The organism is Streptomyces sp. NPDC050315 (genome assembly GCF_040655775.1).
Taxonomy (GTDB): domain Bacteria; phylum Actinomycetota; class Actinomycetes; order Streptomycetales; family Streptomycetaceae; genus Streptomyces.
Genome location: NZ_JBFAKN010000007.1, coordinates 1 through 21,782, shown reverse-complemented (window position 1 = coordinate 21,782; position 21,782 = coordinate 1). Strand labels below are relative to the sequence as shown.

23 protein-coding genes are annotated in these 21,782 nt (G+C 70.8%); 14 read left to right on the top strand and 9 right to left on the bottom strand.

Going from position 1 to position 21,782, the window contains the following annotated elements; all coding sequences use genetic code 11:
• The first annotated feature begins 123 nt into the window (after positions 1–123).
• Entirely contained in the window at positions 124–1,485 is a 1,362-nt protein-coding gene (locus AB0I82_RS25455) for a hypothetical protein (RefSeq protein WP_363259689.1), read from the top strand.
• A 64-nt stretch (positions 1,486–1,549) separates the two neighbouring features.
• On the opposite strand, the gene ccsB is transcribed toward AB0I82_RS25455, so the two are convergent.
• The 6 genes from ccsB to hemL are packed head-to-tail and all read right to left on the bottom strand — an operon-like array spanning position 1,550 to position 7,881.
• Positions 1,550–2,638 carry a c-type cytochrome biogenesis protein CcsB gene (gene ccsB / locus AB0I82_RS25450; protein ID WP_363259688.1) on the bottom strand — a complete coding sequence of 363 codons (1,089 nt, stop codon included), beginning with the start codon at positions 2,636–2,638 and terminating at the stop codon, positions 1,550–1,552.
• Positions 2,635–4,362 carry a cytochrome c biogenesis protein ResB gene (locus tag AB0I82_RS25445; RefSeq protein ID WP_363259687.1) on the bottom strand — a complete coding sequence of 576 codons (1,728 nt, stop codon included), beginning with the start codon at positions 4,360–4,362 and terminating at the stop codon, positions 2,635–2,637. The genes ccsB and AB0I82_RS25445 overlap by 4 nt, the downstream gene beginning before the upstream one ends.
• A gap of 4 nt (positions 4,363–4,366) precedes the next feature.
• A complete protein-coding gene (locus AB0I82_RS25440; protein ID WP_363259997.1) occupies positions 4,367–5,137 on the bottom strand; it encodes a cytochrome c biogenesis protein CcdA in 771 nt (256 codons plus the stop codon).
• Between the two features lie 28 nt (positions 5,138–5,165).
• Positions 5,166–5,783: a TlpA disulfide reductase family protein gene (locus tag AB0I82_RS25435; RefSeq protein ID WP_363259686.1), complete on the bottom strand. Its 618-nt coding sequence runs from the start codon at positions 5,781–5,783 to the stop codon at positions 5,166–5,168.
• Between the two features lie 59 nt (positions 5,784–5,842).
• Positions 5,843–6,577, bottom strand: a complete 735-nt coding sequence (locus tag AB0I82_RS25430) for a histidine phosphatase family protein (RefSeq protein WP_363259685.1) — start codon at positions 6,575–6,577, stop codon at positions 5,843–5,845.
• The gene (gene hemL, locus AB0I82_RS25425; protein ID WP_363259684.1) at positions 6,574–7,881 is read right to left on the bottom strand and encodes a glutamate-1-semialdehyde 2,1-aminomutase; all 1,308 of its coding nucleotides are present in this window, start codon (positions 7,879–7,881) and stop codon (positions 6,574–6,576) included. The genes AB0I82_RS25430 and hemL overlap by 4 nt, the downstream gene beginning before the upstream one ends.
• 125 nt (positions 7,882–8,006) lie before the next feature.
• Between hemL and AB0I82_RS25420 the strand changes: the two genes are divergently transcribed.
• The 5 genes from AB0I82_RS25420 (at position 8,007) to AB0I82_RS25400 (ending at position 12,877) form a co-directional block, all read left to right on the top strand.
• On the top strand, positions 8,007–8,618 hold the full coding sequence (locus AB0I82_RS25420) for a hypothetical protein (RefSeq protein ID WP_363259683.1): 612 nt from the start codon (positions 8,007–8,009) through the stop codon (positions 8,616–8,618).
• Positions 8,619–8,740: 122 nt separating this feature from the next.
• Positions 8,741–9,361 (top strand): chemotaxis protein CheB, encoded by a 621-nt coding sequence (locus AB0I82_RS25415; protein ID WP_363259682.1) that lies wholly within the window; start codon positions 8,741–8,743, stop codon positions 9,359–9,361.
• Entirely contained in the window at positions 9,361–11,226 is a 1,866-nt protein-coding gene (locus AB0I82_RS25410; protein WP_363259681.1) for a CheR family methyltransferase, read from the top strand. Before AB0I82_RS25415 ends, AB0I82_RS25410 begins: the two co-directional genes overlap by 1 nt.
• A 26-nt stretch (positions 11,227–11,252) precedes the next feature.
• Positions 11,253–12,098: an ANTAR domain-containing protein gene (locus AB0I82_RS25405; RefSeq protein ID WP_363259680.1), complete on the top strand. Its 846-nt coding sequence runs from the start codon at positions 11,253–11,255 to the stop codon at positions 12,096–12,098.
• Positions 12,099–12,154: 56 nt separating this feature from the next.
• Entirely contained in the window at positions 12,155–12,877 is a 723-nt protein-coding gene (locus AB0I82_RS25400) for a GAF and ANTAR domain-containing protein (protein ID WP_363259679.1), read from the top strand.
• Between the two features lie 45 nt (positions 12,878–12,922).
• Here the strand turns inward: AB0I82_RS25400 and AB0I82_RS25395 are convergent, their stop codons facing one another.
• Entirely contained in the window at positions 12,923–13,177 is a 255-nt protein-coding gene (locus tag AB0I82_RS25395) for a twin-arginine translocase TatA/TatE family subunit (RefSeq protein WP_363259678.1), read from the bottom strand.
• Positions 13,178–13,257: 80 nt separating this feature from the next.
• Positions 13,258–13,836 (bottom strand): TetR family transcriptional regulator, encoded by a 579-nt coding sequence (locus AB0I82_RS25390; RefSeq protein ID WP_363259677.1) that lies wholly within the window; start codon positions 13,834–13,836, stop codon positions 13,258–13,260.
• Between the two features lie 108 nt (positions 13,837–13,944).
• Here AB0I82_RS25390 and AB0I82_RS25385 point away from each other — a divergent pair, with 108 nt between their 5' ends.
• From AB0I82_RS25385 to AB0I82_RS25365, 5 genes are all read left to right on the top strand, one after another.
• Positions 13,945–15,501 carry an FAD-dependent oxidoreductase gene (locus AB0I82_RS25385; protein WP_363259676.1) on the top strand — a complete coding sequence of 519 codons (1,557 nt, stop codon included), beginning with the start codon at positions 13,945–13,947 and terminating at the stop codon, positions 15,499–15,501.
• Positions 15,502–15,565: 64 nt separating this feature from the next.
• Complete coding sequence (locus AB0I82_RS25380) at positions 15,566–15,901, top strand: YnfA family protein (RefSeq protein WP_363259675.1); 336 nt, start codon at positions 15,566–15,568, stop codon at positions 15,899–15,901.
• Between the two features lie 191 nt (positions 15,902–16,092).
• A complete protein-coding gene (locus AB0I82_RS25375) occupies positions 16,093–16,848 on the top strand; it encodes an SDR family NAD(P)-dependent oxidoreductase (RefSeq protein WP_363259674.1) in 756 nt (251 codons plus the stop codon).
• 32 nt (positions 16,849–16,880) lie between these two features.
• A complete protein-coding gene (locus AB0I82_RS25370) occupies positions 16,881–17,300 on the top strand; it encodes a VOC family protein (RefSeq protein ID WP_363259672.1) in 420 nt (139 codons plus the stop codon).
• Positions 17,301–17,434: 134 nt separating this feature from the next.
• Positions 17,435–17,857: a peptidoglycan-binding domain-containing protein gene (locus tag AB0I82_RS25365; protein WP_363259671.1), complete on the top strand. Its 423-nt coding sequence runs from the start codon at positions 17,435–17,437 to the stop codon at positions 17,855–17,857.
• Between the two features lie 99 nt (positions 17,858–17,956).
• Here AB0I82_RS25365 and AB0I82_RS25360 read toward each other — a convergent pair whose 3' ends face one another.
• Positions 17,957–19,150, bottom strand: coding sequence for an RtcB family protein (locus AB0I82_RS25360; protein WP_363259670.1), 1,194 nt, complete (start codon positions 19,148–19,150; stop codon positions 17,957–17,959).
• A gap of 211 nt (positions 19,151–19,361) precedes the next feature.
• Here AB0I82_RS25360 and AB0I82_RS25355 point away from each other — a divergent pair, with 211 nt between their 5' ends.
• The 3 genes from AB0I82_RS25355 to AB0I82_RS25345 all read left to right on the top strand — a co-directional run.
• Positions 19,362–20,459, top strand: coding sequence for a hypothetical protein (locus AB0I82_RS25355; protein ID WP_363259669.1), 1,098 nt, complete (start codon positions 19,362–19,364; stop codon positions 20,457–20,459).
• A 150-nt stretch (positions 20,460–20,609) separates the two neighbouring features.
• Complete coding sequence (locus AB0I82_RS25350) at positions 20,610–21,320, top strand: DUF3558 family protein (protein ID WP_363259668.1); 711 nt, start codon at positions 20,610–20,612, stop codon at positions 21,318–21,320.
• Between the two features lie 139 nt (positions 21,321–21,459).
• The coding region (locus AB0I82_RS25345; RefSeq protein WP_363259667.1) for a DUF2637 domain-containing protein at positions 21,460–21,782 on the top strand (323 nt) is incomplete at its 3' end.

Genomic DNA, 21,782 nt, shown 5'->3' with positions numbered 1-21,782 from the left:
TGCGACCAGGGGTTCTCCCCTGCCTGCCGCCCGTCCGTTCCCCCCATCGCCATCCTCGCGGCCGGGTCTTCCGGCCGTCGGTTCAGCATGCTCGGCACCGAGCTCGTTCAGAGGATGAAGCACTTGCGCACACGAAGACTTGTCAGCGCCCTCACGCTGACGGCCCTCGTCGGTACCGCAACTTTCTTCGGCCCCGGGTCCGCCGGCCCCGCGTACGCCGACAGTTCCACTCCCCTGCCCGCCGACTGGATCACCGACACCGTCGTGGACGGGGTCCACAAGCGGGTGTTCATGAGCGCCCCGAACAGCGACAGCGTGCTGGTCGCGGACTACGACGGGAAGCTCGTCGGGCAGATACCGGGCGCGCAGGGCGCGTCCGGACTCGCCCTCTCCGAGGACTCCGGGACGCTCTATGTCGGCCTGTCCGAGGGCGAAGCGATCGCCGCGATCGACACCGGCTCGCTCACCGAGACCGCCCGTTATGCCACCGGTACCGGCAACCAGCCGTCGACACCGGTCGTCACGGGCGGCAAGGTCTGGTTCAGCTTCTACGGCTCCAGGGGCGGCGGCATCGGCGCGGTCGACCTCTCGGGCGCCGAGCCGGTCGTCACCACGGACGAGGTCCCGGCGTACGCCTGGTACAACGCCCCGCTGCTGGCCGCCTCACCGGCCGCGCCGAACACGCTCGTCGCGGGCGAGGTGGGCTCCAGCCCGGCCACCGTGGGCGTGTACGACGTGTCCTCCGGACACCCGGTGGAGAAGGCCAAGGTCTGGAACCCGGGCGACGGTTCCTCCACCACGTCCAACCTCCGCGACATGGCCATCGCCGCCGACGGCGAGAACGTCGTCGTGGCCAGCGGCGCGCCGTACAAGCAGCAGATCTTCAAGCTCGCGGACCTGTCGGCGAACGGCAGCTACCCGACCAGCTCGTACCCGAACGCGGTGGCCATCGCCCCGGACGGCACGGTCGCCGCGGGCATCGACGGGTACTACGAGGACGACATCTACCTCTTCACGCCGGGCGCGGCCGCGGCGTACCGCACGTACGAGGTCCAGGGCACGACGAACGCGACCCTGGCGACGCGCGGCCTGGAGTGGGCGCCGGACGGCAGCCGGCTGTTCGCGATCACCGGCTCCGGCACGACGCTCCAGCTCAAGGTCCTGACCGAGGCCGCCAAGGCCGATTCGCAGCTCACCGTGGAGGCGCCGGCCACCGCCCCGTCCGGCCCGCCGCTGACCGTCTCCGGCACGCTGACCGCCAAGCTGCCGTACGGCGAGGGGACCTCGGTCGAGGTGACGCGCACCGGCCCGTCCGGCGGCTCGGCCGTGCCGCTCGGCAGCGTGGCCGTGGCCGCCGACGGCACCTTCAAGGTGACCGACCGGCCGCGCGGCGAGGGCGAGGTGACGTACACCGTCACGTACCAGGGCGACGCGCGCCACACGGCCGCGACGGCGACCGCCACGGTCGCACTGTCCGGCCGCTGAAAAACGGCCGCGGCGGGCCGGGGGAAGCTCCCCGGCCCGCCGCGGCCCACGGCTGCCGCCCCGGTCAGACTCCGGCGTAGGAGTGCAGACCGGTGACGAAGATGTTCACGCCGTAGTAGTTGAAGAGGTAGCAGGCGAAGGCGATCAGGGCCAGGTAGGCGGCCTTGCGGCCCTTCCAGCCGGCGGTGGCGCGGGCGTGCAGGTAGCAGGCGTAGGCGACCCAGGTGATGAAGGACCAGACCTCCTTGGGGTCCCAGCCCCAGTAGCGGCCCCAGGCGGCCTCGGCCCAGATCGCGCCCGCGATGATCGTGAAGGTCCACAGCGGGAAGACGGTCGCGTTGATGCGGTACGCGAACTTGTCCAGCGAGGCGGCCGAGGGCAGCCGCTCCAGTACCGACTTGGCGAAGGCGCCCGGCTGCTTGCCGCTCGGATCGGCGAGCTTGGCCTCGTAGCGGTCGCGGAAGAGGTACAGCAGCGTGGAGACCGCGCCCATGTAGAGCACCGCACCGGAGATGATCGCGCAGCTGACGTGGATCCACAGCCAGTACGAGTGCAGCGCCGGGACGAGCTGGTCGCTGGCGGTGTACAGGACCGAGACGGCGAGACCGAGGTCCAGCAGGACGGTGGTGACCAGCGGCAGGCCGAGCCAGCGGACGTTCTTCTTGGCGACCAGCAGGATCAGGTACACGGCCACCGCGACCGCGGCGAAGGTGGTGGAGAACTCGTACATGTTGCCCCAGGGGGCACGCTCCACCGACAGTGCGCGGGAGACCACGCCGCCCACGTGGATCAGCCAGGCCAGCGTGGTCAGCGAGACGGCGATCCGGCCGTACAGGTCGCCCTTCTCGGTGCCGCCGTGCGCGCCGATGCCGTCGGGCACGTCCCGGCTGCCGGCCGCCGAGCGGGTCACGACCTTCGGGCGGTCCAGTACGGCGGTGCCGCCCGCCTTGGTCTTGGACTGCACCGTGACGGCGGGCGCCGCCGCCTTGTCCGCGGTGAGCGCGGCGGCCGTACGGCCCACCTTGCTCCGGCTGCCGAAGACCCACTCCGCCATGTGCGCGAGGAACGCCAGGGTGTAGATCGCCATCGCCGAATAGATCAGCGTGTTGCTGGTACTGGCCAGGTTCTCGTTGGCCGCGGCCGCGAGGTTCACGCGCGCGCTCCTTCGGAGGGGTCGGACTTCTCAGTCTCTTCGGACTTCTCAGTCTCTTCGGATGCCGGCTCGGGAGCCTGCGGGGCTTCCGGCTGGAGGGCGTACGCCAGGTCCGCCAGCTCCTCGGGGAGCTTGGTGGACTCGCTGCGGCCGAGCCCGGCGAGCTCCACGACGGTGACGCCGTCGGGGCCCGGCTCGGCGCGGACCCACACCCGGCGGCGCTGGATGAACAGCGAGCCGGCGAGGCCGAGCAGGGCGGCGACCGCGCCGCCCAGCGCGAGCCCGTTGCCCGGCTGGTGGGCGATCTTGAAGCTGGCCCACTGCTTGACGCCGTTGAACTTGATGCTGCCGTCACCGTTCGGCAGCTTCATGGACTGGCCCGGGGACATCATCTGGGCGACCGCCCGGCCGTCGACCTTGTACTGCTTCAGGTTCTTGGTCTCGAGCTGGTAGACGTTCTGCGGCAGACCGGAGTCCACGCCCAGGTCACCGTGGTACGCGGTGAGGGTCAGCCGGGGATTGTCCAGCGCCGGGAAGACGGAGAACATCGAGCCGGAGCCCTTGCCGCCGAAGGTCGGGACGAAGAAGCCCTGGAAGCCCAGCTGGTTCTTCTTGCCGTCCTTGGTCTTGGCGCCGGGGACCTTCACCACGCCGCTGGAGGTGAAGTTCTTCGGGTCCTGCGGGAGGAAGGGGACCGCGCCCTCGTAGACGACCTTGCCGGTGCCGTCCTTGACGGTGACGTCCGGGGCGTAGCCGTGCGAGAGCAGGTAGACCCGGTCGCCGCCGATGTCCAGCGGCTCATTGACCTTGATCGAGGTCTTGTGCTCCTTGCCGTCGGCACCGCTGAAGTAGGTGACGTCGGCGCGGAAGATCCGCGGAGTACCGTTCTGCGGCCCGCCGCGCTCGTACGTGGCGACGAACTTGTCGAGCTGGAAGCCGAACGGCTCCAGGTCGTTCGTGTCGAAGAACGAACCGGACTTGAAGTCGTCGAACTGCGTGAGGCTGTTGGAGAAGCCGTCGCCCTCGGCGATCAGCTTGCCGCCCTCGGACTTCCACAGGTTGCCGATGGCGAAGGCGACCAGCATCACGATCAGCGCGATGTGGAAGACCAGGTTGCCGGCCTCGCGGAGGTACCCCTTCTCGGAGGCGACCGAGGTGCCCACGATATGGCTGCGGAAGCGGCGCTTCTTCAGGGTGCGCTGCGCTGCCTGGAGTACCTGCTCGGGCTCGGCGGTGGTGCGCCAGGTGGCGTACGCGGGCAGCCGGGTCAGCCGGCGCGGGGCGCCCGGCGGGCGGCCGCGCAGCTGGCCGACGAACTGCCAGGTCCGCGGGACGATGCAGCCGATCAGCGAGATGAACAGCAGCAGGTAGATCGCGGAGAACCACACCGAGCTGTAGACGTGGAACATCCCGAGCTTGTCGTAGATCGGCCCGAGGATGTCGTGCTGCTTCTGGAACTGATCGACCTTGACCGGGTCGATGCTGGTCTGCGGGATCAGCGAGCCGGGGACGGCGCCGAGCGAGAGCAGGAAGAGCAGGATCAGCGCGACCCGCATCGAGGTCAGCTGGCGCCAGAACCAGCGGGCCCAGCCGATCGGCCCGAGGGAGGGGAAGGAGACCTCCTCCTTCGGCGCGGTGGACAGCTGGGAGCCCGCGGCGCCGAGGTCGGCGTCCTGCGGGGGGTCGCTGTGCGTGTCGCGGTGGGTGTCGGTCTTGGCGGCCATCAATTCAGATCCCAACGGTGAAGCCGGTCGTCCAGCTCTGCAGCTCGGACATCATGCTGTCCCAGATTCCTGTGACGAGCAGGACACCGATCATCACGAGCAGCCCGCCACCGGTCCGCATCACCCAGACATAGTGGCGCTTGACCCAGCCGAACGCGCCGAGCGCCTTGCGGAAGGCCAGCGCGACCAGGATGAAGGGCAGGCCGAGGCCGATGCAGTACGCGATGGTCAGCAGCGCGCCGCGGCCCGCGCTGGCCTCGTTGAACGACAGGGCGTTCACGGCGGTCAGGGTGGGGCCCAGGCACGGCGTCCAGCCGACGCCGAAGAGCACGCCGAGCACGGGCGCGCCCACCAGCCCCATCGCGGGCCGCTTGTGCAGCATCCGGAACTCGCGCTGCCCGAAGCGGCCCAGCACGCCCATGAAAGTGAGGCCGAGCAGGATCGTCAGGGCGCCGAGCACCTTGGAGATGACGTCCTTGTAGTCCTGCAGCGTCTGCCCGAAGTACCCGAAGAGCGCGCCGCCGGAGACGAAGACGACGGTGAAGCCGAGGACGAAGAGGGCGGCGCCGCCCAGCATCCGGCCCCGCTTGGCCTCGCCGAGATCGGTGCCGGTGACGCCGGTCACGTACGACATGTAGCCGGGTACGAGCGGCAGTACGCACGGCGAGAAGAAGGAGACCAGGCCGCCGAGGAGGGCGACCGGCAGGGCGACCAGCAGGGCGCCGGTGAGCACGGTCTGGTTCGGGGCTGTGCTTGCGGCGGCGAGCGCGGTCAGCGGGCCGGGGTCGAGCGCGATCACGGGATCACTTCTCCGCGATCAGCGGGTCGATCATCTTGCGCAGCTCGTTCTCGCTGAGCGGGGTGAGCGCGCGCGCCGCGATCCGCCCCTTGCGGTCGATCGCGATCGTGGTGGGGATGGCCTGCGGGTTCAGGCTGCCCTTGGGGAAGCGCAGCATCTGCTTGCCCATCGGGTCGTACAGGCTCGGGTACGGGACCTTGTGCTGTTCCTCGAAGCTGACCGCCTGGGTCTTCTTGGAGTCCCGGGTGTTGATCCCGAGGAACTGCACGCCCTTGTCCTTGGTCTCGTTCGCGACCTTGGCGAAGTTCGGGGCCTCGGCGATGCAGGGCGCGCACCAGGATCCCCAGATGTTGAGGACGACGACCTTGCCCTTGTAGTCGGCGATGTCGAGGTGCTTGCCCTTGGTGGATTCACCGGAGATGTCGGGCACCGGCTGCCGGTCGGCCGGCCTCACGGTGTCCACGCCGTCCTTGCCCTGCACGAACTTCGTCTGCTCCGAGCCGCCTGACGTACCGCCTGACCCGCAGGCACTCAGCAGCACGGCGGCGACCGCGGCTCCGGCGGCCGGCAGGAGCGTACGGCGACGGGTGACGCGGCGGCGGGGGACGCGGCAGGCACTCATGTGAAAAGTTTCGCATGGGCCCATTACGGATCTTCCGCACCCCCCTCCCGCCGCGGGGATCAGGCGCCGGCCGCCTTCGGCTGGCCCTTTACGGAGCCCCTGCCGAACCGCGGCTGGGCGCCGGCCCGCAGGTGCTCGGGGACCAGGTCGAGCGCGGGCTCGGTGTAGCCGACCGACACGATCCGGTCGCCGTGGAAGGTGAAGGACGTCAGCGAGGCGAGCGTGCACTGCCGCTTGCGCGGGTCGTGCCACAGCCGCCGCCGCTCGGCGAAGCTGCGCACGATCCAGATCGGCAGCTGGTGGCTGACCGCGACGGCCTCGTGGCCGCGGGCCGCGTCCCGGGCCGCGCCGAGCGCCGCCATCATCCGGACGACCTGCTCGATGTACGGCTCGCCCCAGGACGGCCGGAACGGGTTGGTGAGGTACTTCCAGTTCCCCGGCCGCTTGAGCGCGCCGTCACCGACGCCGAAGGTCTTCCCCTCGAAGATGTTCCCGGCCTCGATGAGCCGTCCGTCGGTCGCGATGTCCAGCCCGTGCGCCTTGCCGATCGGCGTGGCCGTCTCCTGCGCCCGCTCCAGCGGGGAGGCGACGACATGCGTGATGTCGCGGTCGGCGAGGTGTTCGGCGACCCGGTCGGCCATCTGCCGGCCGAGCTCGGAGAGGTGGTACCCGGGGCGGCGCCCGTAGAGGATGCCGTCGGGGTTGTGCACCTCGCCGTGGCGCATCAGGTGGACGACGGTGACCTCGTCACCGCTGCCGCCCTGGACGCCGTTGCCGCCGGTCGTGCCGCTCATGCGGTGGCCTCGGCTGCGGCCCGGGCGGCGGCCGGCAGCGCGGCGGCGATCCGCTCGACGGCCTGCGTGTCGTGCGCGGTGGAGACGAACCACGACTCGAAGGCGGACGGCGGAAGGTAGACGCCCTGGGAGAGCATCGAGTGGAAGAACGGCGTGAAGCGGAAGGACTCCTGCGCCTTGGCCTTCTCGTAGTCGGTGACGTCCTCGTCGGTGAAGAAGACCGAGAACATGTTGCCCGCGACCTGCAGGCGGTGCGCCACGCCCTCCTTGGTCAGCGCCTCGGAGACCAGCCCGCGCAGCTCCGCGGAGACCGCGTCGACCTTCTCGTACGCGGCGTCGTCCAGCAGCCGCAGCTGCGTGACACCGGCGGCGGTGGCGATCGGGTTACCGGAGAGGGTGCCCGCCTGGTAGACCGGGCCGGCCGGGGCGAGGTGGGCCATGACGTCGGCGCGGCCGCCGAACGCCGCGGCCGGGAAGCCGCCGCCCATGACCTTGCCGAAGGTCATCAGGTCGGGGCGCACGCCGTCGATGCCGTACCAACCGGCCTTGCTCACCCGGAAGCCGGTCATGACCTCGTCGGAGATGTAGAGCGCGCCGTTCGCCGAGCAGAGGTCCTTCAGGCCCTGGTTGAAGCCGGGCAGCGGCGGGACCACGCCCATGTTGCCGGGCGACGCCTCGGTGATCACACAGGCGATCTGGCCCTCGTGCGCGGCGAACGCGGCGCGCACGGCCTCGATGTCGTTGTAGGGCAGCACGATCGTGTCACCGGCCTGCGCGCCGGTGACGCCCGGCGTGTCGGGCAGACCGAAGGTCGCCACGCCCGAACCGGCCGCGGCCAGCAGGGCGTCCACGTGCCCGTGGTAGCAGCCGGCGAACTTGATCACCTTGGGGCGGCCGGTGAAGCCACGGGCCAGCCGGATCGCCGACATGGTCGCCTCGGTACCGGAGGAGACCAGCCGGACCTGCTCGACCGGCTCGATCCGGTGCACGATCTCCTCGGCGAGCTCGACCTCGCCGGCGCCCGGCGTGCCGAAGGAAAGACCGTGCGCGACGGCGTCCTGGACGGCCGCGAGGACCTGCGGGTGGGCGTGGCCGAGGATCATCGGTCCCCACGAGCACACGAGGTCGACGTACTCACGACCGTCGGCATCGGTGAGGTACGGACCGGTACCGGACACCATGAACCGGGGCGTACCGCCCACGGCGCGGAACGCGCGCACGGGAGAGTTCACGCCGCCGGGCGTCACGACGGCCGCGCGGTCGAAGAGCGTCTGCGAAACTGGGGCATCGTACGAGTGAGTCACGCAAGCAATGGTCTCAGAGGCGCACGGGGGCGCGCGGCCGGGCGTTTCACACGCCGGTGACGGGGGAGGTCTCTGAGACGATGATCGGGTTGCGCGGCTGAGGCTGCGAGTGGTCGGGTGGAGATATGCATCGCGGTGGCGAACTGGGCGAAGGGACGGATGACCGGGGCCCGGAGCGCGCCCGGCGCGGACGCCACCGCCGAGCGGAGTACAGCGGCGAGCAGGACCGTGCGGAGCAGAGCGGCACCGGGCAGGTCGGCCCGGCGGACAACAGCGGGACCAGCAGCAGAGGCGGGCGCATGGGGGTGACGTACAAATACTTCGGCGCTCCCGACGGCGCCACCGCGGCCCGGGTACCGATCTCGATGCGCCCCGAAGAGCTGGGCGGCGACGAGCTCGGCATGGGCGGGATGTTCACCAAGATCAAGCCGGAGACCATGGCGGCGATGGTGCTGACCGGCATAGAAGGCATACCGCTGTCCAAGGTCCCCCCGCTGGAACTGGTCGTCCTGCACCCCGACTACGCCGTGGTCAAGCTCCCGATGACGGTCGTCGACCCGCTGCGCGGCGTCGGCGAGGAGTCGGTGGGCGCCGCCGCCTTCATCTGGTCCACCGTCCCCGACCGCGGCGGCCCGCGCGACGCCTTCGCCGTCTACCGCCTCCTCCACGAATGGCAGGACTTCAGCCACCGTCTGCACGAGGCCGGACATCAGGCGTACTGCCTGGTGTGGCCCTGACGGACGGCGGAGACCGTACTGCGGCAGGCGACGTATTCGTACCGGCGCGCCCCATGGCACCGGCACACGCGGCCGCCCCTGCGCTCCTCCCCAGTCGATACGCGGAAGACTAGGCTCGCAGTGTGACGGCACACCCGCCCGTACCGGACCACGACGAGTCCGCACCGGACAGTTTCGCCATCGTGGCGGTCGCCTCCTCGGCCGGCGGCATCCATGCGCTGAGTGTGTTCCTGGAGGCGCTGGGTGCCGGGCTGCCCGTCCCGGTCCTCATCGTCCAGCACCTCGACCCCCGGCACGGCACCGTGATCGCCGAGATCCTCGCCCGGCGCGCGGCGATGGACGTCAAGCTGGCGGACCACAATGAGCGGGCCCTCCCGGGCACCGTGTACATCGCCCCGCCCAACCGCCACCTCCTCGTCGGCCCCGACGGCGTCCTGACGCTCAGCAGCAGCAAGCTGGTGCACTTCGTACGCCCCTCGGCCGACCTCCTCTTCGAATCGGTGGCGGGCGCCTACGGCCCGCGCGCCGTCGCCTGCGTCCTGACCGGCTCCGGCTACGACGGCGCGATGGGCATCGAGGCGGTGAAGTCACGCGGCGGCACGGTCATCGCCGAGGACCCCCGCACGGCAGAATTCACGGGTATGCCGAAGGCGGCCGTGGACACGGGGGCCGTGGACTTCGTGCTACCCCTGGAAGAAATCGCCACGGTGGTCCGTGGCCTGGTCGAGACCAAGAGGCAGTGATGGGTGACGCGCAGGAGGCCGAGGCCGACGAGGAACTGGAGGCCCTGCTCGGCTTTCTCAGAGACACCCGGGGATTCGACTTCACCGGCTACAAGAGATCCTCGCTGGGCCGCCGCATCCGCAAGCGGATGGCGGACGTGAACGTGGAGTCGTACACCGACTACCGGGACCTGCTGGAGATCAACGCGGACGAGTTCGGCGCGCTCTTCAACACCATCCTGATCAACGTCACCTCCTACTTCCGCGACCCCGACTCCTGGGCCTTCCTCCAGCGCGAGGTGCTGCCCGAACTGCTCGCGCAGGCGGACCCCGAGGACGAGATCCGGGTGTGGAGCGCGGGCTGCTCCAGCGGCGAGGAGGCGTACTCCCTCGCGGTCATGTTCGCCGAGGCGCTCGGCATCGACGAGTGCGTGAACCGCGTCAAGATCTACGCCACGGACGTCGACGAGGAAGCGCTGCGCGACGCACGCTCCGGGCTCTACACGGCGAAGGCGCTCGACGGCCTCTCCGCCGAGCTGCGGGACAAGTACTTCGACCAGAACGGCGCGCAGTTCAGCTTCCGCCCCGACCTGCGCCGCCGGGTGATCTTCGGCCGGCACGACATCACCCGCGACGCGCCGATCTCCCGCCTGGACCTGCTGATCTGCCGCAACACGCTGATGTACTTCAACGTCGAGGCGCAGACCCAGATCATCGACCGCTTCCACTTCGCGCTGCGTCCGGGCGGCTTCCTCTTCCTGGGGAAGGCGGAGATGCTGCTGAACGACGCCGACCGGTTCGACGTCATGAGCATGCGCCAGCGGGTCTTCCGGCGCCGTCCGGGCGGCGCCGGGCCGCCGTACAACCCCGCCCCCGTGAAGATCCGTCCGGGCGGCCACCACGAGGTCCACTCCCTCGCCCGCAACCGCCAGCTGCGCGACCTGATCCTGGACGCCACGCCATCCCCGGCGATCGCCGTGGACATCGACGGATCAGTGATGCTGATCAACAACCACGCGCGCACCCAGTTCGCGCTCACCGCCAATGACATCGGGCGCCCGTTCCAGGACCTGGAGATCTCCTATCGCCCGGTCGAACTGCGCTCCCTGATCGAGCAGGCCATGCACGAGCGGCGGACCCTGCGGGTCAACGGCGCCGAACGGCGGGTCAGCGACGAGCTGCAGTACTTCGACATTCTCATCCAGCCACTGATGTCCGCGAACGGGATGCCGGCCGCCACGAGCATCACGTTCACCGACGTCACTGTCGCGACGCAGCTGCGGTCCGAAGTGAAAAGGGTCCGGGAGAACCTGGAGACCGCGTACGAAGAGCTGCAGTCGACCAACGAGGAGTTGGAAACGACGAACGAGGAACTGCAGTCCAGCATCGAGGAACTGGAAACCACCAACGAGGAACTCCAGTCCACCAATGAGGAACTGGAGACGACGAACGAGGAACTCCAGTCGGGCAACGAGGAACTGGAGACCATGAATGAGGAGATGCGCATCCGCAGCGAGGAGCTGGACGAGGCCCGCGCGTTCCTCGAAGCGGTCCTGACCAGCGTCGCGACCGGCGTGGTGGTGCTGGACGGCGCGCTCCGGGTCAAGAGCTGGAACCGCGGCGCGGCCGAGCTGTGGGGCCTGCGCCCCGACGAGGTCGCCGAAGAGCCCTTCTTCTCCCTGGAGTTCGGGCTGCCCCCCGAGGAGCTGCGGACCGTGGTCCAGCAGTGCCTGGACAGCGGGCGGCGCGCGGGCCCCGTCGAGGTCCCGGCCGTGAACCGCATCGGCCGGGCCATCCGCTGCACGGTGGTCGCCTCGCCGTTCGACGGGTACAACGGCGGCATCGTCCTGCTGATGGAAGAAGTACACGACGACCGGACCGACTGAGGGGCTCCGGCGCGTACGCTGCCTCTATGGAACCCCGGGGCCTGTCCGGAAAAGCGGCGGCCGCATGGCTTCGTGCGGCCGGCTCCCGCCAACGCGCGGACCGTTGCGAGGCCCTGGCCGAGCAGCAGGAACTCTTCGCGCAGCAGACCAGCCAGCAGCTCCATCTGAGGCTAGCCGCCACCCATCGCCGGGCCGCCGCCAGCCACCGCTCCTCGGCGCGCCTCCAAGAGGCGTACGCCCGCCGGCTGGAGAGCTCGGCGGCGCCCACCGAACCGCCGCCCTCCTTCATGAGCGTGGTCGCGGACGCCTGCGGCACGGACAGCGCAGCGCTCGCCCTGCTCGGCTCCGACCAGAGCCAGCTCGCGGTGGCCGCGTCCGACGGCCTGTCACGCGCCGCCCAGGACCTGGAGTACGTACTCGGCGAGGGGCCCTGCCGGGACGCCGCCGCCGGCCGCTGCCGCATCACCGCCGCCGGACCCGCCATCGAGCGGCGCTGGCCCGGTTACGGCCCGGCGGTGACGGAGCTGGGCTTCGGCGAGGTGGTCGCCGTACCCTTGGAGACACCCGACGGCTGCCTGGGTTCGCTGGCCGTCTTCGATCCCCGGCCCGGCATCGCCAGGTCCGCCGTCTTCACCGAGGTCACCGATGCGCTGGTGCGCACCGTACTGCTCGGCCCGGACGCCGATCCGGAGCTCTACGGCGGCACGGACCACCGGGACACGGTGCACCAGGCGGCAGGCATGGTGTCCGTACAGGCGCGCTGTCCTGTCGATGACGCGCTCGCGCTGATCAAGGCGAAGGCGTATGCCGACGGGGTACCGGTCAATGAACTGGCGCAGCGGATCGTGCATGGACAGCTCCGTCTTGCCTGACCGGCAAAGATGGCGCAAGGTTCGCGGAGCGCTGCGATTCGCCTGAAGGGGGCCTCATGACGACACCGGCACAGCAGATCGCCGACGTGTTCGTGGAACTGTCCGGAGGAAGCGCGGGCACGCCCTTGGAGACTCCGGAGCTGCTGTCCACGCTGGCGCGGTGCACTCCCGGGCTGCTCGGGGTACGCGCCGCCGGCACGGTGGCGGCCATGGACGACGGTACGGAACCGCAGGTGGCGGGCTCCGAGGAGGCCGCGCAGCTGCTGAAGCGGGAAGCGCTGAAGTGGCGCGAGGGCCTCGGCACGGACAGCCGCCTCAGCGGCCGGCCGCTCTCCTGCACCGACTTCGACGGCCGGCCGGCCAGGCAGCGCTGGCCCCGGTACGCGCCGCGGGCCCTGGAGCTCGGATACACCGGCGCCGCCGCCTTCCCGATGCGGACCGGCGAGCGGTCCGTGGGCGCGCTGGTCCTGCTGCGCTCCCCGGCGGACGCCCCGCTGTCGGAGGAGAAGACGGCGCTCGCCCAGGCCCTCGCGGACTTCACCGCGCTGGCCCTGAAGCGCGACCACGAGCTGCACGCGAGCCGGACGCTGAGCGAGCAGCTGGAGTACGCGCTGAACAGCCGGGTGATCATCGAGCAGGCCAAGGGCGTGCTCGCCACCCGCCACGGGCTCACCATGGACGGCGCGTTCGCCCTGTTGCGCGGCCACGCCCGCGCGCACCGCCGGCTGCTGTCCGACGTGGCGGGCGACGTGGTCGCGGGCCGGCTCGACCTCGGCTGAGCCGACTTCCGGCCCTCGGGGGGGGCCGGGTGCGGCTCGCGGCCGTCAGCCGCGGGGCCCCGGCTCGTCGTGCGTCGCGTCCTGTACGCGGGAGTTGATCACGTCGCCGGGCCGCGCCTTGATGACGCGCGGCGGCGGGCCGTCGTCGTCCGGGTGGACCCCGTCCTTCATCGCCCTGTTCTCGGCCTTCAGGATGCGGGTCGCCTTGCCGGCCGACCGTACGAGATCGGGCAGCCGCTTGGCCGCGAGCACGACGATGACAACGATGAGGAGCAGCGCGATCTCACTGATCCCGAACATCCCCGGTCCTCTCTTCCCCCTCCGCACGGAGGGCCTCATGAGCGTACCGGGTGTACGGGCATACGCCCCGGGACGGCCGCTCAGGGGCGCTCAGCCGTCAAGTACCGCTGCACCGTGGGTCCCAGCCAGGCGACGACCTCGTCGTGGCTGAGCCCCACGGCGGGCGGGATGCGCACGACGTAACGGGCCAGCGCCATCCCGATGATCTGGGAGCCGACCAGCGCGGCCCGTACCGCCGCCTCGTCCGGCACCGGGCAGACCGCCGCGATCACCGGCGCCAGCTGGTCGCGGAAGATCGACCGCACCCGCTCGGCGCCCGCGTCGACCGTGACGCCGACCCGCACCATCCCGGTCAGCCGCTCGTCGTGCTCCCAGACGTCCAGGAAATGGCGCACCAGCCGCTCGCCCAGCAGCTCCCGCGGTACGAGAGTCAGGTCCGGCAGCCGCAGGTCGATCTCGGTGGCGGCGGCGAAGAGGCCCTCCTTGTTGCCGTAGTAGCGCATGACCATGGAGGGGTCGATGCCCGCGTCCCTGGCGATGGCCCGGATGGTGGCGCGCTCGTACCCCTCCGCGGCGAAGCGGTCGCGCGCCGCGTCGAGGATCGCGGCGCGGGTCGCGTCGGAGCGGCGGGGGCGGGCTGAGGGATCGGTGTCGGCCATGTCAACAAGCGTAGGCCAACACCTGTTGACACGCCAGGGGAGCCGCCGTACGTTGCCCATAAGCGGCCAACAAGCGTTGACCAACAAGTGTTGGCATAGGAGGCGGCCATGAACCGCAAGCCCACCACCACAGCCCGCGCCACCGCCCGCCCGACGACACCGCACCCCACCTCCGACGTCCTGGTCGTCGGCGCCGGGCCCACCGGCCTGCTGCTCGCCGGCGACCTCGCCGAGGCCGGCCTCGACGTCACCCTGCTGGAGCGCCGCGCCCCCGGGATCAGCAACCTCACCCGCTCCCTGGTCGTGCACGCCCGCACCCTCGAACAGTTCGACGCCCGCGGCCTCGCCGAGGAAGTGATCGACACCGGCCACCCGGTGACCTCGCTCCAGCTGTTCGGCGATGTCGCGATCGACCCGACCGAGCTGCCCACCCGCTTCCCGTTCATCCTGGTCACCCCGCAGTTCGAGGTCGAGCGGGTACTGGAGGAGCGGGCCCGCAAGGCCGGCGTGACCTTCGCGTACGGCAACGAGCTCACCGGCATCGACCAGGACGCCGACGGCATCACGGCCACGGTCCGCACCAAGGACGGCGCGACCGGCGGCTACCGCGCGTCCTACCTGATCGGCACCGACGGCGTGCACAGCGGCGTCCGCCGGGCGCTCGGCCTGCCGTTCCCCGGCAAGGCCGTCATCCGGTCCGTCGTACTCGCCGACGTACGGCTCACCGAGGAGCCGGACGCGCCGCTCGTCGCCAAGGCCACCGGCGACGCCTTCGCCCTCATCGCGGGCTTCGGCGACGGCTGGTACCGGGTGATCGCCTGGCACCGCCACCGGCAGGCCGACGACAAGGCGCCGGTCGGCCTGGCGGAGGTCCGCGAGCTCACCCGGCTCGCCCACGGCACCGACTACGGCATCCAGGAGGCCCGCTGGATGTCCCGCTTCCACAGCGACGAGCGGCAGGTCCCCGAGTACCGCGTCGGCCGGGCCTTCCTCGCGGGCGACGCGGCCCACGTCCACTCCCCGGCCGGCGGCCAGGGCATGAACACCGGCCTGCAGGACGCCGCCAACCTCAGCTGGAAGCTGATCGCCGTACTGCGCGGCCGGGCCACCGACGCGCTGCTGGACACCTACCACGCCGAACGCCACCCGGTGGGCCGCATGGTGCTGCGCTCCAGCGGCGCGCTCATCCGGTTCGCCCTGCTGCAGACCCGCGGGCAGCGCCTGGCGCGCGGGCTGGCCACGCAGCTCATCAAGCGGGTACCGCCGGTGACCCACCGCGCGGTCTCGATGATCACCGGCATCGGCATCGCGTACGGCCGCCACCGCGGCGACCACCCGCTGACGGGCCGCCGCGCGCCCGACATCCGGCTCGCGGACGGCAGCCGCCTCTACGAAGCGCTGCGCGGCAACCGTTTCGTACTCATCACCCCCGCATACGAGTCTCCCGACCTGGGCGGCCGGGACGCGAGCCGCCTCGTGCACGGCACCTGGCGCGGCGACCGGCGCACCGCGCTGCTGGTCCGCCCGGACGGCTACATCGCCTGGGCCACCGACACCATGGACCGCGCGGCCCGCACGGACGCGCTGCGCGCGGCGCTGCTGCGCTGGACGGGGCCGGCGGAGCGGGAGCCTTCGACGGCCGCGGCGGCACCTGCCCGGGGCTGAGGCGGTCCGGGGTTGAGGCGGCCCGCTCCCGGACCGGCTCGGACGGTCGGCATACGCTGCCCGTATGTCGATCGTCCGCTCCGCCGTCCTCTTCGTCCTCGCCGCGCTCCTGGAGATCGGCGGCGCCTGGCTGGTCTGGCAGGGCGTGCGGGAGAGCCGCGGCTGGATCTGGGCGGGCGCGGGCGTACTGGCCCTGGGCGCGTACGGCTTCGTCGCCACGCTCCAGCCGGACGCCGACTTCGGCCGCATCCTCGCCGCGTACGGGGGCGTCTTCGTCGCCGGCTCGCTGGCCTGGGGCATGATCGCGGACGGCTACCGCCCCGACCGCTGGGACATCACCGGCGCCCTGGTCTGCCTGGCCGGCATGGCCCTGATCATGTACGCACCGCGGGGTCGGTGAACGCGCGCGGTGGGGCGACTGAACTCGCGGCGCACCGCCCGGAATTCCGCGCCCCGCGCCCGCCCGCCCTGCATATCCTGATCACTGACCGCGTACCGTCACTCGCCCGCCGAGCAGACGCGTACTTCCGTACGCCCGTACTTCGGTACTTCCGTACTTCTTCCGTACGCCCGCAATCCCGAGGAGCACGAATGACCGCCGCTGCTGCCGCCCGTACCGCCGTCGTCACCGGAGCGAGCAGCGGCATCGGTGCCGCGACCGCCCGGCAGCTCGCCGAGGCCGGCTACCGCGTGATCCTCGCCGCGCGCCGCAAGGACCGCATCGAGGAGCTGGCCGCCGAGCTCCCGCACGCCGAGGCGTACGCCCTCGACGTCACCGACCGCGCCGCCGTCGACGCCTTCGCGGCCACCCTGGACCGCTGCGACGTTTTGGTCGCCAACGCGGGCGGCGCGCTCGGCACCGACCCGGTGGCCACCGCCGACCCGGCCGACTGGCGCGCGATGTACGAGGTCAACGTCCTCGGCGTGCTCAACGTCGTACAGGCGCTGCTCCCCGCCCTGACCGCCACCGGCGACGGCACGGTCGTCGTGCTCTCCTCGACCGCCGGGCACGGCACGTACGAGGGCGGCGGCGGTTACGTGGCCGCCAAGCACGGCGCGCACGTCCTCACCGAGACGCTCCGCCTGGAGCTGTGCGGCGAGCCCGTACGCGTCATCGAGATCGCCCCCGGCATGGTGAAGACCGACGAGTTCGCGCTCACCCGCTTCCGCGGCGACGAGGCGAAGGCCGCCAAGGTGTACCAGGGCGTCGCCGAGCCGCTGACCGCCGAGGACGTGGCCGAGACGATCGCCTGGGCGGTCACCCGCCCCGCGCACGTCAACATCGACCTCCTCGTCGTCCGCCCGCGCGCCCAGGCGTCCAACACGAAGGTCCACCGCGAGTCCTGACCGGCCGGTACTACCAGGGAAGGAGCACCACCATGCGTCACGCCACCCCCGCCCCCGTGACGGTCACCGCCTTCGACCACCTCGTCCTGAACGTCGCCGACGTCGAACGCGCACTGGACTTCTACTGCGGCCCGCTCGGCCTCGAACCGGTCCGAGTGGACGAATGGCGGTCCGGCGAGGCCCCGTTCCCGTCCGTGCGGGTGAGCGAGTCGACCATCATCGACCTGGTCCAGGCCCCGGCCGAGGACTCGGCCCCCGCCCGCGCCAACGTCGACCACCTCTGCCTGGTAGTCGCCCCCCTCGACTGGCAACAGGTGGTCGCCTCCGGGGTGTTCACCGTCCTCGACGGCCCCGGCAAGCGCTTCGGCGCCCGCGGCACCGCCGAGTCCCTCTACGTCCAGGACCCGGACGGCAATACGGTCGAGCTGCGCTGGTACCCGGCGGACGCGTAGGGGGCGACGTGCGCGCGACGCGCGGCGTGCGGCGTACCCCGCGCGCCGCGCAATTCACCGCGGGGCGGCGAACCTTCACAAGATCCACAACCACCATCCCACATGATTTTTCACCCACTGGGCACGCGGGCAGCGTGAGCACTTTTCGCATCCCCACCCCCCGTTTCCGCAAGCCCGGCAGGGCCCTCAAGCGTGCGGCCGTACTGGCCGCGGGCGCGGGCCTGTTGACCACCGGCCTGCTCGCCACCCCCGCCTCCGCCGCGATGGGCGACAACGTCGTGCACGGCCCCGCGGCCTGTGCCTTCTCCGAGGACCGCGGCACCGTCGCCCTCGGTGCGGCGGGCGACCAGGTCTCCCAGGTCCAGTGCCTGCTGGCCAACCGCCAGTACCTGGGCTGGAACAACCTCAGCGGCACCTTCGACGCCAACACGATGGCGGCCGTGGCCCACTTCCAGTCCGACCACGACCTCATCCCGAACGGCGTGGTCAACCCCACCACCTGGCTCGCCCTCTACCAGGCAGGCCCCCCGGCCGGCCCGGTCCAGCCCACCGCCTGACCCGCCACACCAGAAAGGGCCGGCCCCACCGGGGCCGGCCCTTTCGCCTTGGCCCCCGCCCCGTTGCCGGTACGGGAGCCGATGATCACGTGCCGGGGCTCACCCCTTCACGCACACCACCTGCTTCAGCTTGGCGACGACCTCGACCAGATCGCGCTGCTGGTCGATGACCTTTTCGATGGGCTTGTACGCGCCGGGGATCTCGTCCACGACGCCGGAGTCCTTGCGGCACTCCACGCCCCGCGTCTGCTCCTCCAGGTCCTTTGTGGAGAAGCGCTTCTTCGCGGCGTTGCGGCTCATCTTGCGGCCCGCGCCGTGCGAGGCGGAGTTGAAGGACTTCTCGTTGCCGAGGCCGCGGACGATGTACGAGCCCGTGCCCATCGAGCCCGGAATGATCCCGTAGTCCCCGCTCCCCGCCCGGATCGCGCCCTTGCGGGTGACGAGGAGATCCATGCCGTCGTACCGCTCCTCCGCCACGTAGTTGTGGTGGCAGGAAATGACCGGTTCAAAGGTCGGGCGGGCCTTCTGGAATTCCTTGCGGATGACGTCCTGGAAGAGGGCCATCATGATCGCGCGGTTGTGCTTGGCGTACTCCTGTGCCCAGAACAGGTCGTTGCGGTACGCCGCCATCTGCGGGGAGTCCGCGATGAAGACGGCGAGGTCGCGGTCGACCAGGCCCTGGTTGTGCGGCAGCTTCTGGGCCTCGCCGATGTGGAAGTCGGCGAGCTCCTTGCCGATGTTGCGGGAGCCGGAGTGCAGCATGAGCCAGACGGAGTCGTCCGAGTCGAGGCAGAATTCGATGAAGTGATTGCCGCTTCCGAGGGTTCCCATCTGCTTGGTTGCCCGGTCCTGGCGGAACTTGACCGCTTCGGCGATGCCGTCGAAGCGGGTCCAGAAGTCGTCCCAGCCGGACATCGAGTAACCGTGCAGACGGGACGGGTTCACCGGGTCGTCGTGCATTCCGCGGCCGACCGGGATGGCCTGCTCGATCTTCGAGCGGAGGCGGGAGAGGTCGGCGGGAAGGTCGTTCGCCGTCAGGGAGGTCTTGACCGCGGACATGCCGCAGCCGATGTCGACGCCGACCGCCGCCGGGCAGACCGCGCCGTGCATGGCGATCACCGACCCGACCGTGGCGCCCTTGCCGTAGTGCACGTCCGGCATCACGGCGAGGCCCTTGATCCACGGCAGCGTCGCGACATTGCGCAGCTGCTGCAGCGCGACGCCCTCGACCGTGGCCGGGTCCGCCCACATGCGGATCGGGACCTGCGCGCCGGGCACTTCCACGTACGACATGACTTCCTCGTTCCCCCGATGAGATGGATGACGACCAACGAATACCGCTAGAAGGCAGCAGAAGGTGCAAAGCGGATAAAAGGCAAAAGCTGGATATTGCGCCCGATCAGCGACAACGGACCGGCGGGTGCGGCGATGCGTGCGGTAGACATTGTGTTCATCAGCCGCTGCTCAGCGGCAACCGGATTTCGTACGGAAGGAGCCGGGGACGGTGCAGCGAAGGTCGTCCGTACGAGGGGCCGCCGTGGCGGCTGCCGTGGCGCTGGCCACCATTCTCACCAGCTGCTCCGGCAGCTCGGACACCGATGCGGGGGCCGAGGACGCCAAGGGCGGCGGCAGTACGTCGTCGGCGCCGGTCGCCGAGCCGGGCGAGTTCGACTCGCTCCCCGAGCCGTGCGGGCTGCCCGCCCGGAGGACGCTGCGCAGCCTGCTGCCCACCGACGGCACCCCGGAGACCCCGGAGGAGGCCGACAAGGTCTACCGCGGCCGGGCCGACATCACCTTCGACACCGACCGCCGGGTCGGCTGCCACTGGAAGCGGGAGACCTCCGAGGGCACCCGCCACCTGAACATCGACCTGCAGCGCGTGGTGTCGTACGACGGCTCCGTCAGCGACGACGACAAGGCGCAGGAGCTGTACGCGAAGAAGGAGCTCGCGGCCCACATCCCGAGCGACACCGCCACCGGGACCCCGACCTCGCCCGCGTCCAAGGGATCGAGCGGCAAACCGGACGAGAAGTCGGACGGAACGCCGGACGAGAAGGCGAGCGGAGAGCCGGGTCAGCAGTCGGGCGCCGACACCGGGGCACGCTCCGGTGCCGAGGAGCGCGGCACGCGCCCCTCCGGCGGCAAGGGCCCCGCCGCCGACCCCTCGGCCGGCACGGCCGACCGCGAGAAGGCCGGCACCTCCGAAACCGCCGGCAGCACCGCCGGAAACACCGCCGGAAACACCCCCGGCAAGGGCTCCGGCACCCGTACGGACGAAAGCGCCTCCCCCGGTTCCGCGGGCTCTTCCGGCGCCCCCGACCCCTCCGGCTCCCCCAGCTCCACTTCCCCCGACGACGCCGCGAGCCTCGCCCCCCGCCCGCTCGGCGACCTCGGCGACGCCGCCTTCCTGGACGACGCGCTGGTCACCGCCGACTCCGGCCTGCACCGCGACATCACGGTCGTGTTCCGCTCGTCGAATGTGATTGTGACCATCGAGTACGACCAGTGGTCCACCGACAAGTCCGTCCTTCCCGACCGTCGCGAGCTGCAGGAAAAGGCCCGGGCGCTGGCCGCCGAGCTGGCCGCGCACTGGACCGAATGACCGGTTAGGGATGGATTGACCGGTTACCGTCGGCGAGTAACCACACAAATCGGCGACCGGCGCCCGTCCGCCGCGTACCGTGCGTCGCAGGGGCCACCCGGGCCCTGCGCGCGGACGGCCGCTCGCACGACGACGAACAGCGAAGGAACCATGCACCGTTCAGCCAAGCGACTCGCCAGCTACCTCGCCTGCGCAGCCGTACCGGTGATGCTCGTCGCCGGCTGCTCCGACGACTCGGAGAAGGACTCGGGCGGCGACGCCTCGAAGTCCGCGGCCCCGAGCTCGTCGCCCAAGGTGGCACCGGGCAAGTTCAAGAAGCTCCCCGACCCCTGCACGGCCATCACGAAGGACCGCGTCAAGAAGATGCTGCCCGCCGTGAAGGACGAGAGCGGCGAGGAGGGGAAGAGCAGCGACACCTCCGCGCACGGCACCTGCACCTGGAGCAGCGAGGAGCGGCAGGGCAAGGGCGGCATCAGCGGCACGCAGTTCCGCTGGCTCGCCGTCAGCCTGCAGCGTTACGACTCCGACCCCGCGCTGGGCTCCGGCGAGAAGCGGGCGACCGGCTTCTACAACAAGCAGATCGACGCGGCCAAGGGCACCAAGGACGCCAAGAACGTCAAGAGCGAGCCCGCCAAGGGCATCGGCGAAGAGGCGACCACGGTGACGTACGACCTGAAGAAGGACGGCAACGACTTCAAGAACCAGACGGTCGTCGCCCGTACCGCCAACGCCGTGGTCACCATCAACTTCAACGGTGCGGGCCTGGCCGGCGCGAAGGCCCCGGACGGCAAGGAGATGCTGGCGGACGCGGAGGAAGCCGCGAAGCAGGCCGTCTACGAGATCAACAAGGTGAACAAGTAAGCACATATCCGCACCGCGGGCGTACCACTCGCGTAACGCCTGCCGCCCTCCCCGCGCCCGGCTCATCGGGTGTGCCACGCTAGGCGCGCCCATCAGGCCGGTTTCAGGCCAGTCAGCCGAGTGCGGGGAGGGATCGCGGGTGGCCGCGATGCGTTTGAGTCGTACGCACCGAATACTGATCGGCGTGGTCGTCGCGGGCGCGCTGGTCATCGCCGCGATCGGCTTCGCCGGTTCGTACTCGGCGATCCGCGCGCTCGCCGAGCAGAAGGGCTTCGGCTCCTTCTCGTACGTCTTCCCGATCGGCATCGACGCGGGCATCGTCGTCCTGCTGGCGCTGGACCTGCTGCTCACCTGGATCCGCATCCCGTTCCCGCTGCTGCGCCAGACCGCCTGGCTGCTGACGGCCGCGACGATCGCCTTCAACGGCGCGGCGGCCTGGCCCGACCCGCTCGGCGTCGGGAT

Coding starts and splice junctions, on each gene's coding strand:
- AB0I82_RS25445 (WP_363259687.1), bottom strand. CDS start 4,362: ATGGCCGCCAAGACCGACACCCACCGCGACACGCACAGCGACCCCCCG.
- AB0I82_RS25435 (WP_363259686.1), bottom strand. CDS start 5,783: ATGAGTGCCTGCCGCGTCCCCCGCCGCCGCGTCACCCGTCGCCGTACG.
- AB0I82_RS25430 (WP_363259685.1), bottom strand. CDS start 6,577: ATGAGCGGCACGACCGGCGGCAACGGCGTCCAGGGCGGCAGCGGTGAC.
- AB0I82_RS25420 (WP_363259683.1), top strand. CDS start 8,007: ATGCATCGCGGTGGCGAACTGGGCGAAGGGACGGATGACCGGGGCCCG.
- AB0I82_RS25410 (WP_363259681.1), top strand. CDS start 9,361: ATGGGTGACGCGCAGGAGGCCGAGGCCGACGAGGAACTGGAGGCCCTG.
- AB0I82_RS25405 (WP_363259680.1), top strand. CDS start 11,253: ATGGAACCCCGGGGCCTGTCCGGAAAAGCGGCGGCCGCATGGCTTCGT.
- AB0I82_RS25400 (WP_363259679.1), top strand. CDS start 12,155: ATGACGACACCGGCACAGCAGATCGCCGACGTGTTCGTGGAACTGTCC.
- AB0I82_RS25395 (WP_363259678.1), bottom strand. CDS start 13,177: ATGTTCGGGATCAGTGAGATCGCGCTGCTCCTCATCGTTGTCATCGTC.
- AB0I82_RS25390 (WP_363259677.1), bottom strand. CDS start 13,836: ATGGCCGACACCGATCCCTCAGCCCGCCCCCGCCGCTCCGACGCGACC.
- AB0I82_RS25385 (WP_363259676.1), top strand. CDS start 13,945: ATGAACCGCAAGCCCACCACCACAGCCCGCGCCACCGCCCGCCCGACG.
- AB0I82_RS25380 (WP_363259675.1), top strand. CDS start 15,566: ATGTCGATCGTCCGCTCCGCCGTCCTCTTCGTCCTCGCCGCGCTCCTG.
- AB0I82_RS25375 (WP_363259674.1), top strand. CDS start 16,093: ATGACCGCCGCTGCTGCCGCCCGTACCGCCGTCGTCACCGGAGCGAGC.
- AB0I82_RS25370 (WP_363259672.1), top strand. CDS start 16,881: ATGCGTCACGCCACCCCCGCCCCCGTGACGGTCACCGCCTTCGACCAC.
- AB0I82_RS25360 (WP_363259670.1), bottom strand. CDS start 19,150: ATGTCGTACGTGGAAGTGCCCGGCGCGCAGGTCCCGATCCGCATGTGG.
- AB0I82_RS25350 (WP_363259668.1), top strand. CDS start 20,610: ATGCACCGTTCAGCCAAGCGACTCGCCAGCTACCTCGCCTGCGCAGCC.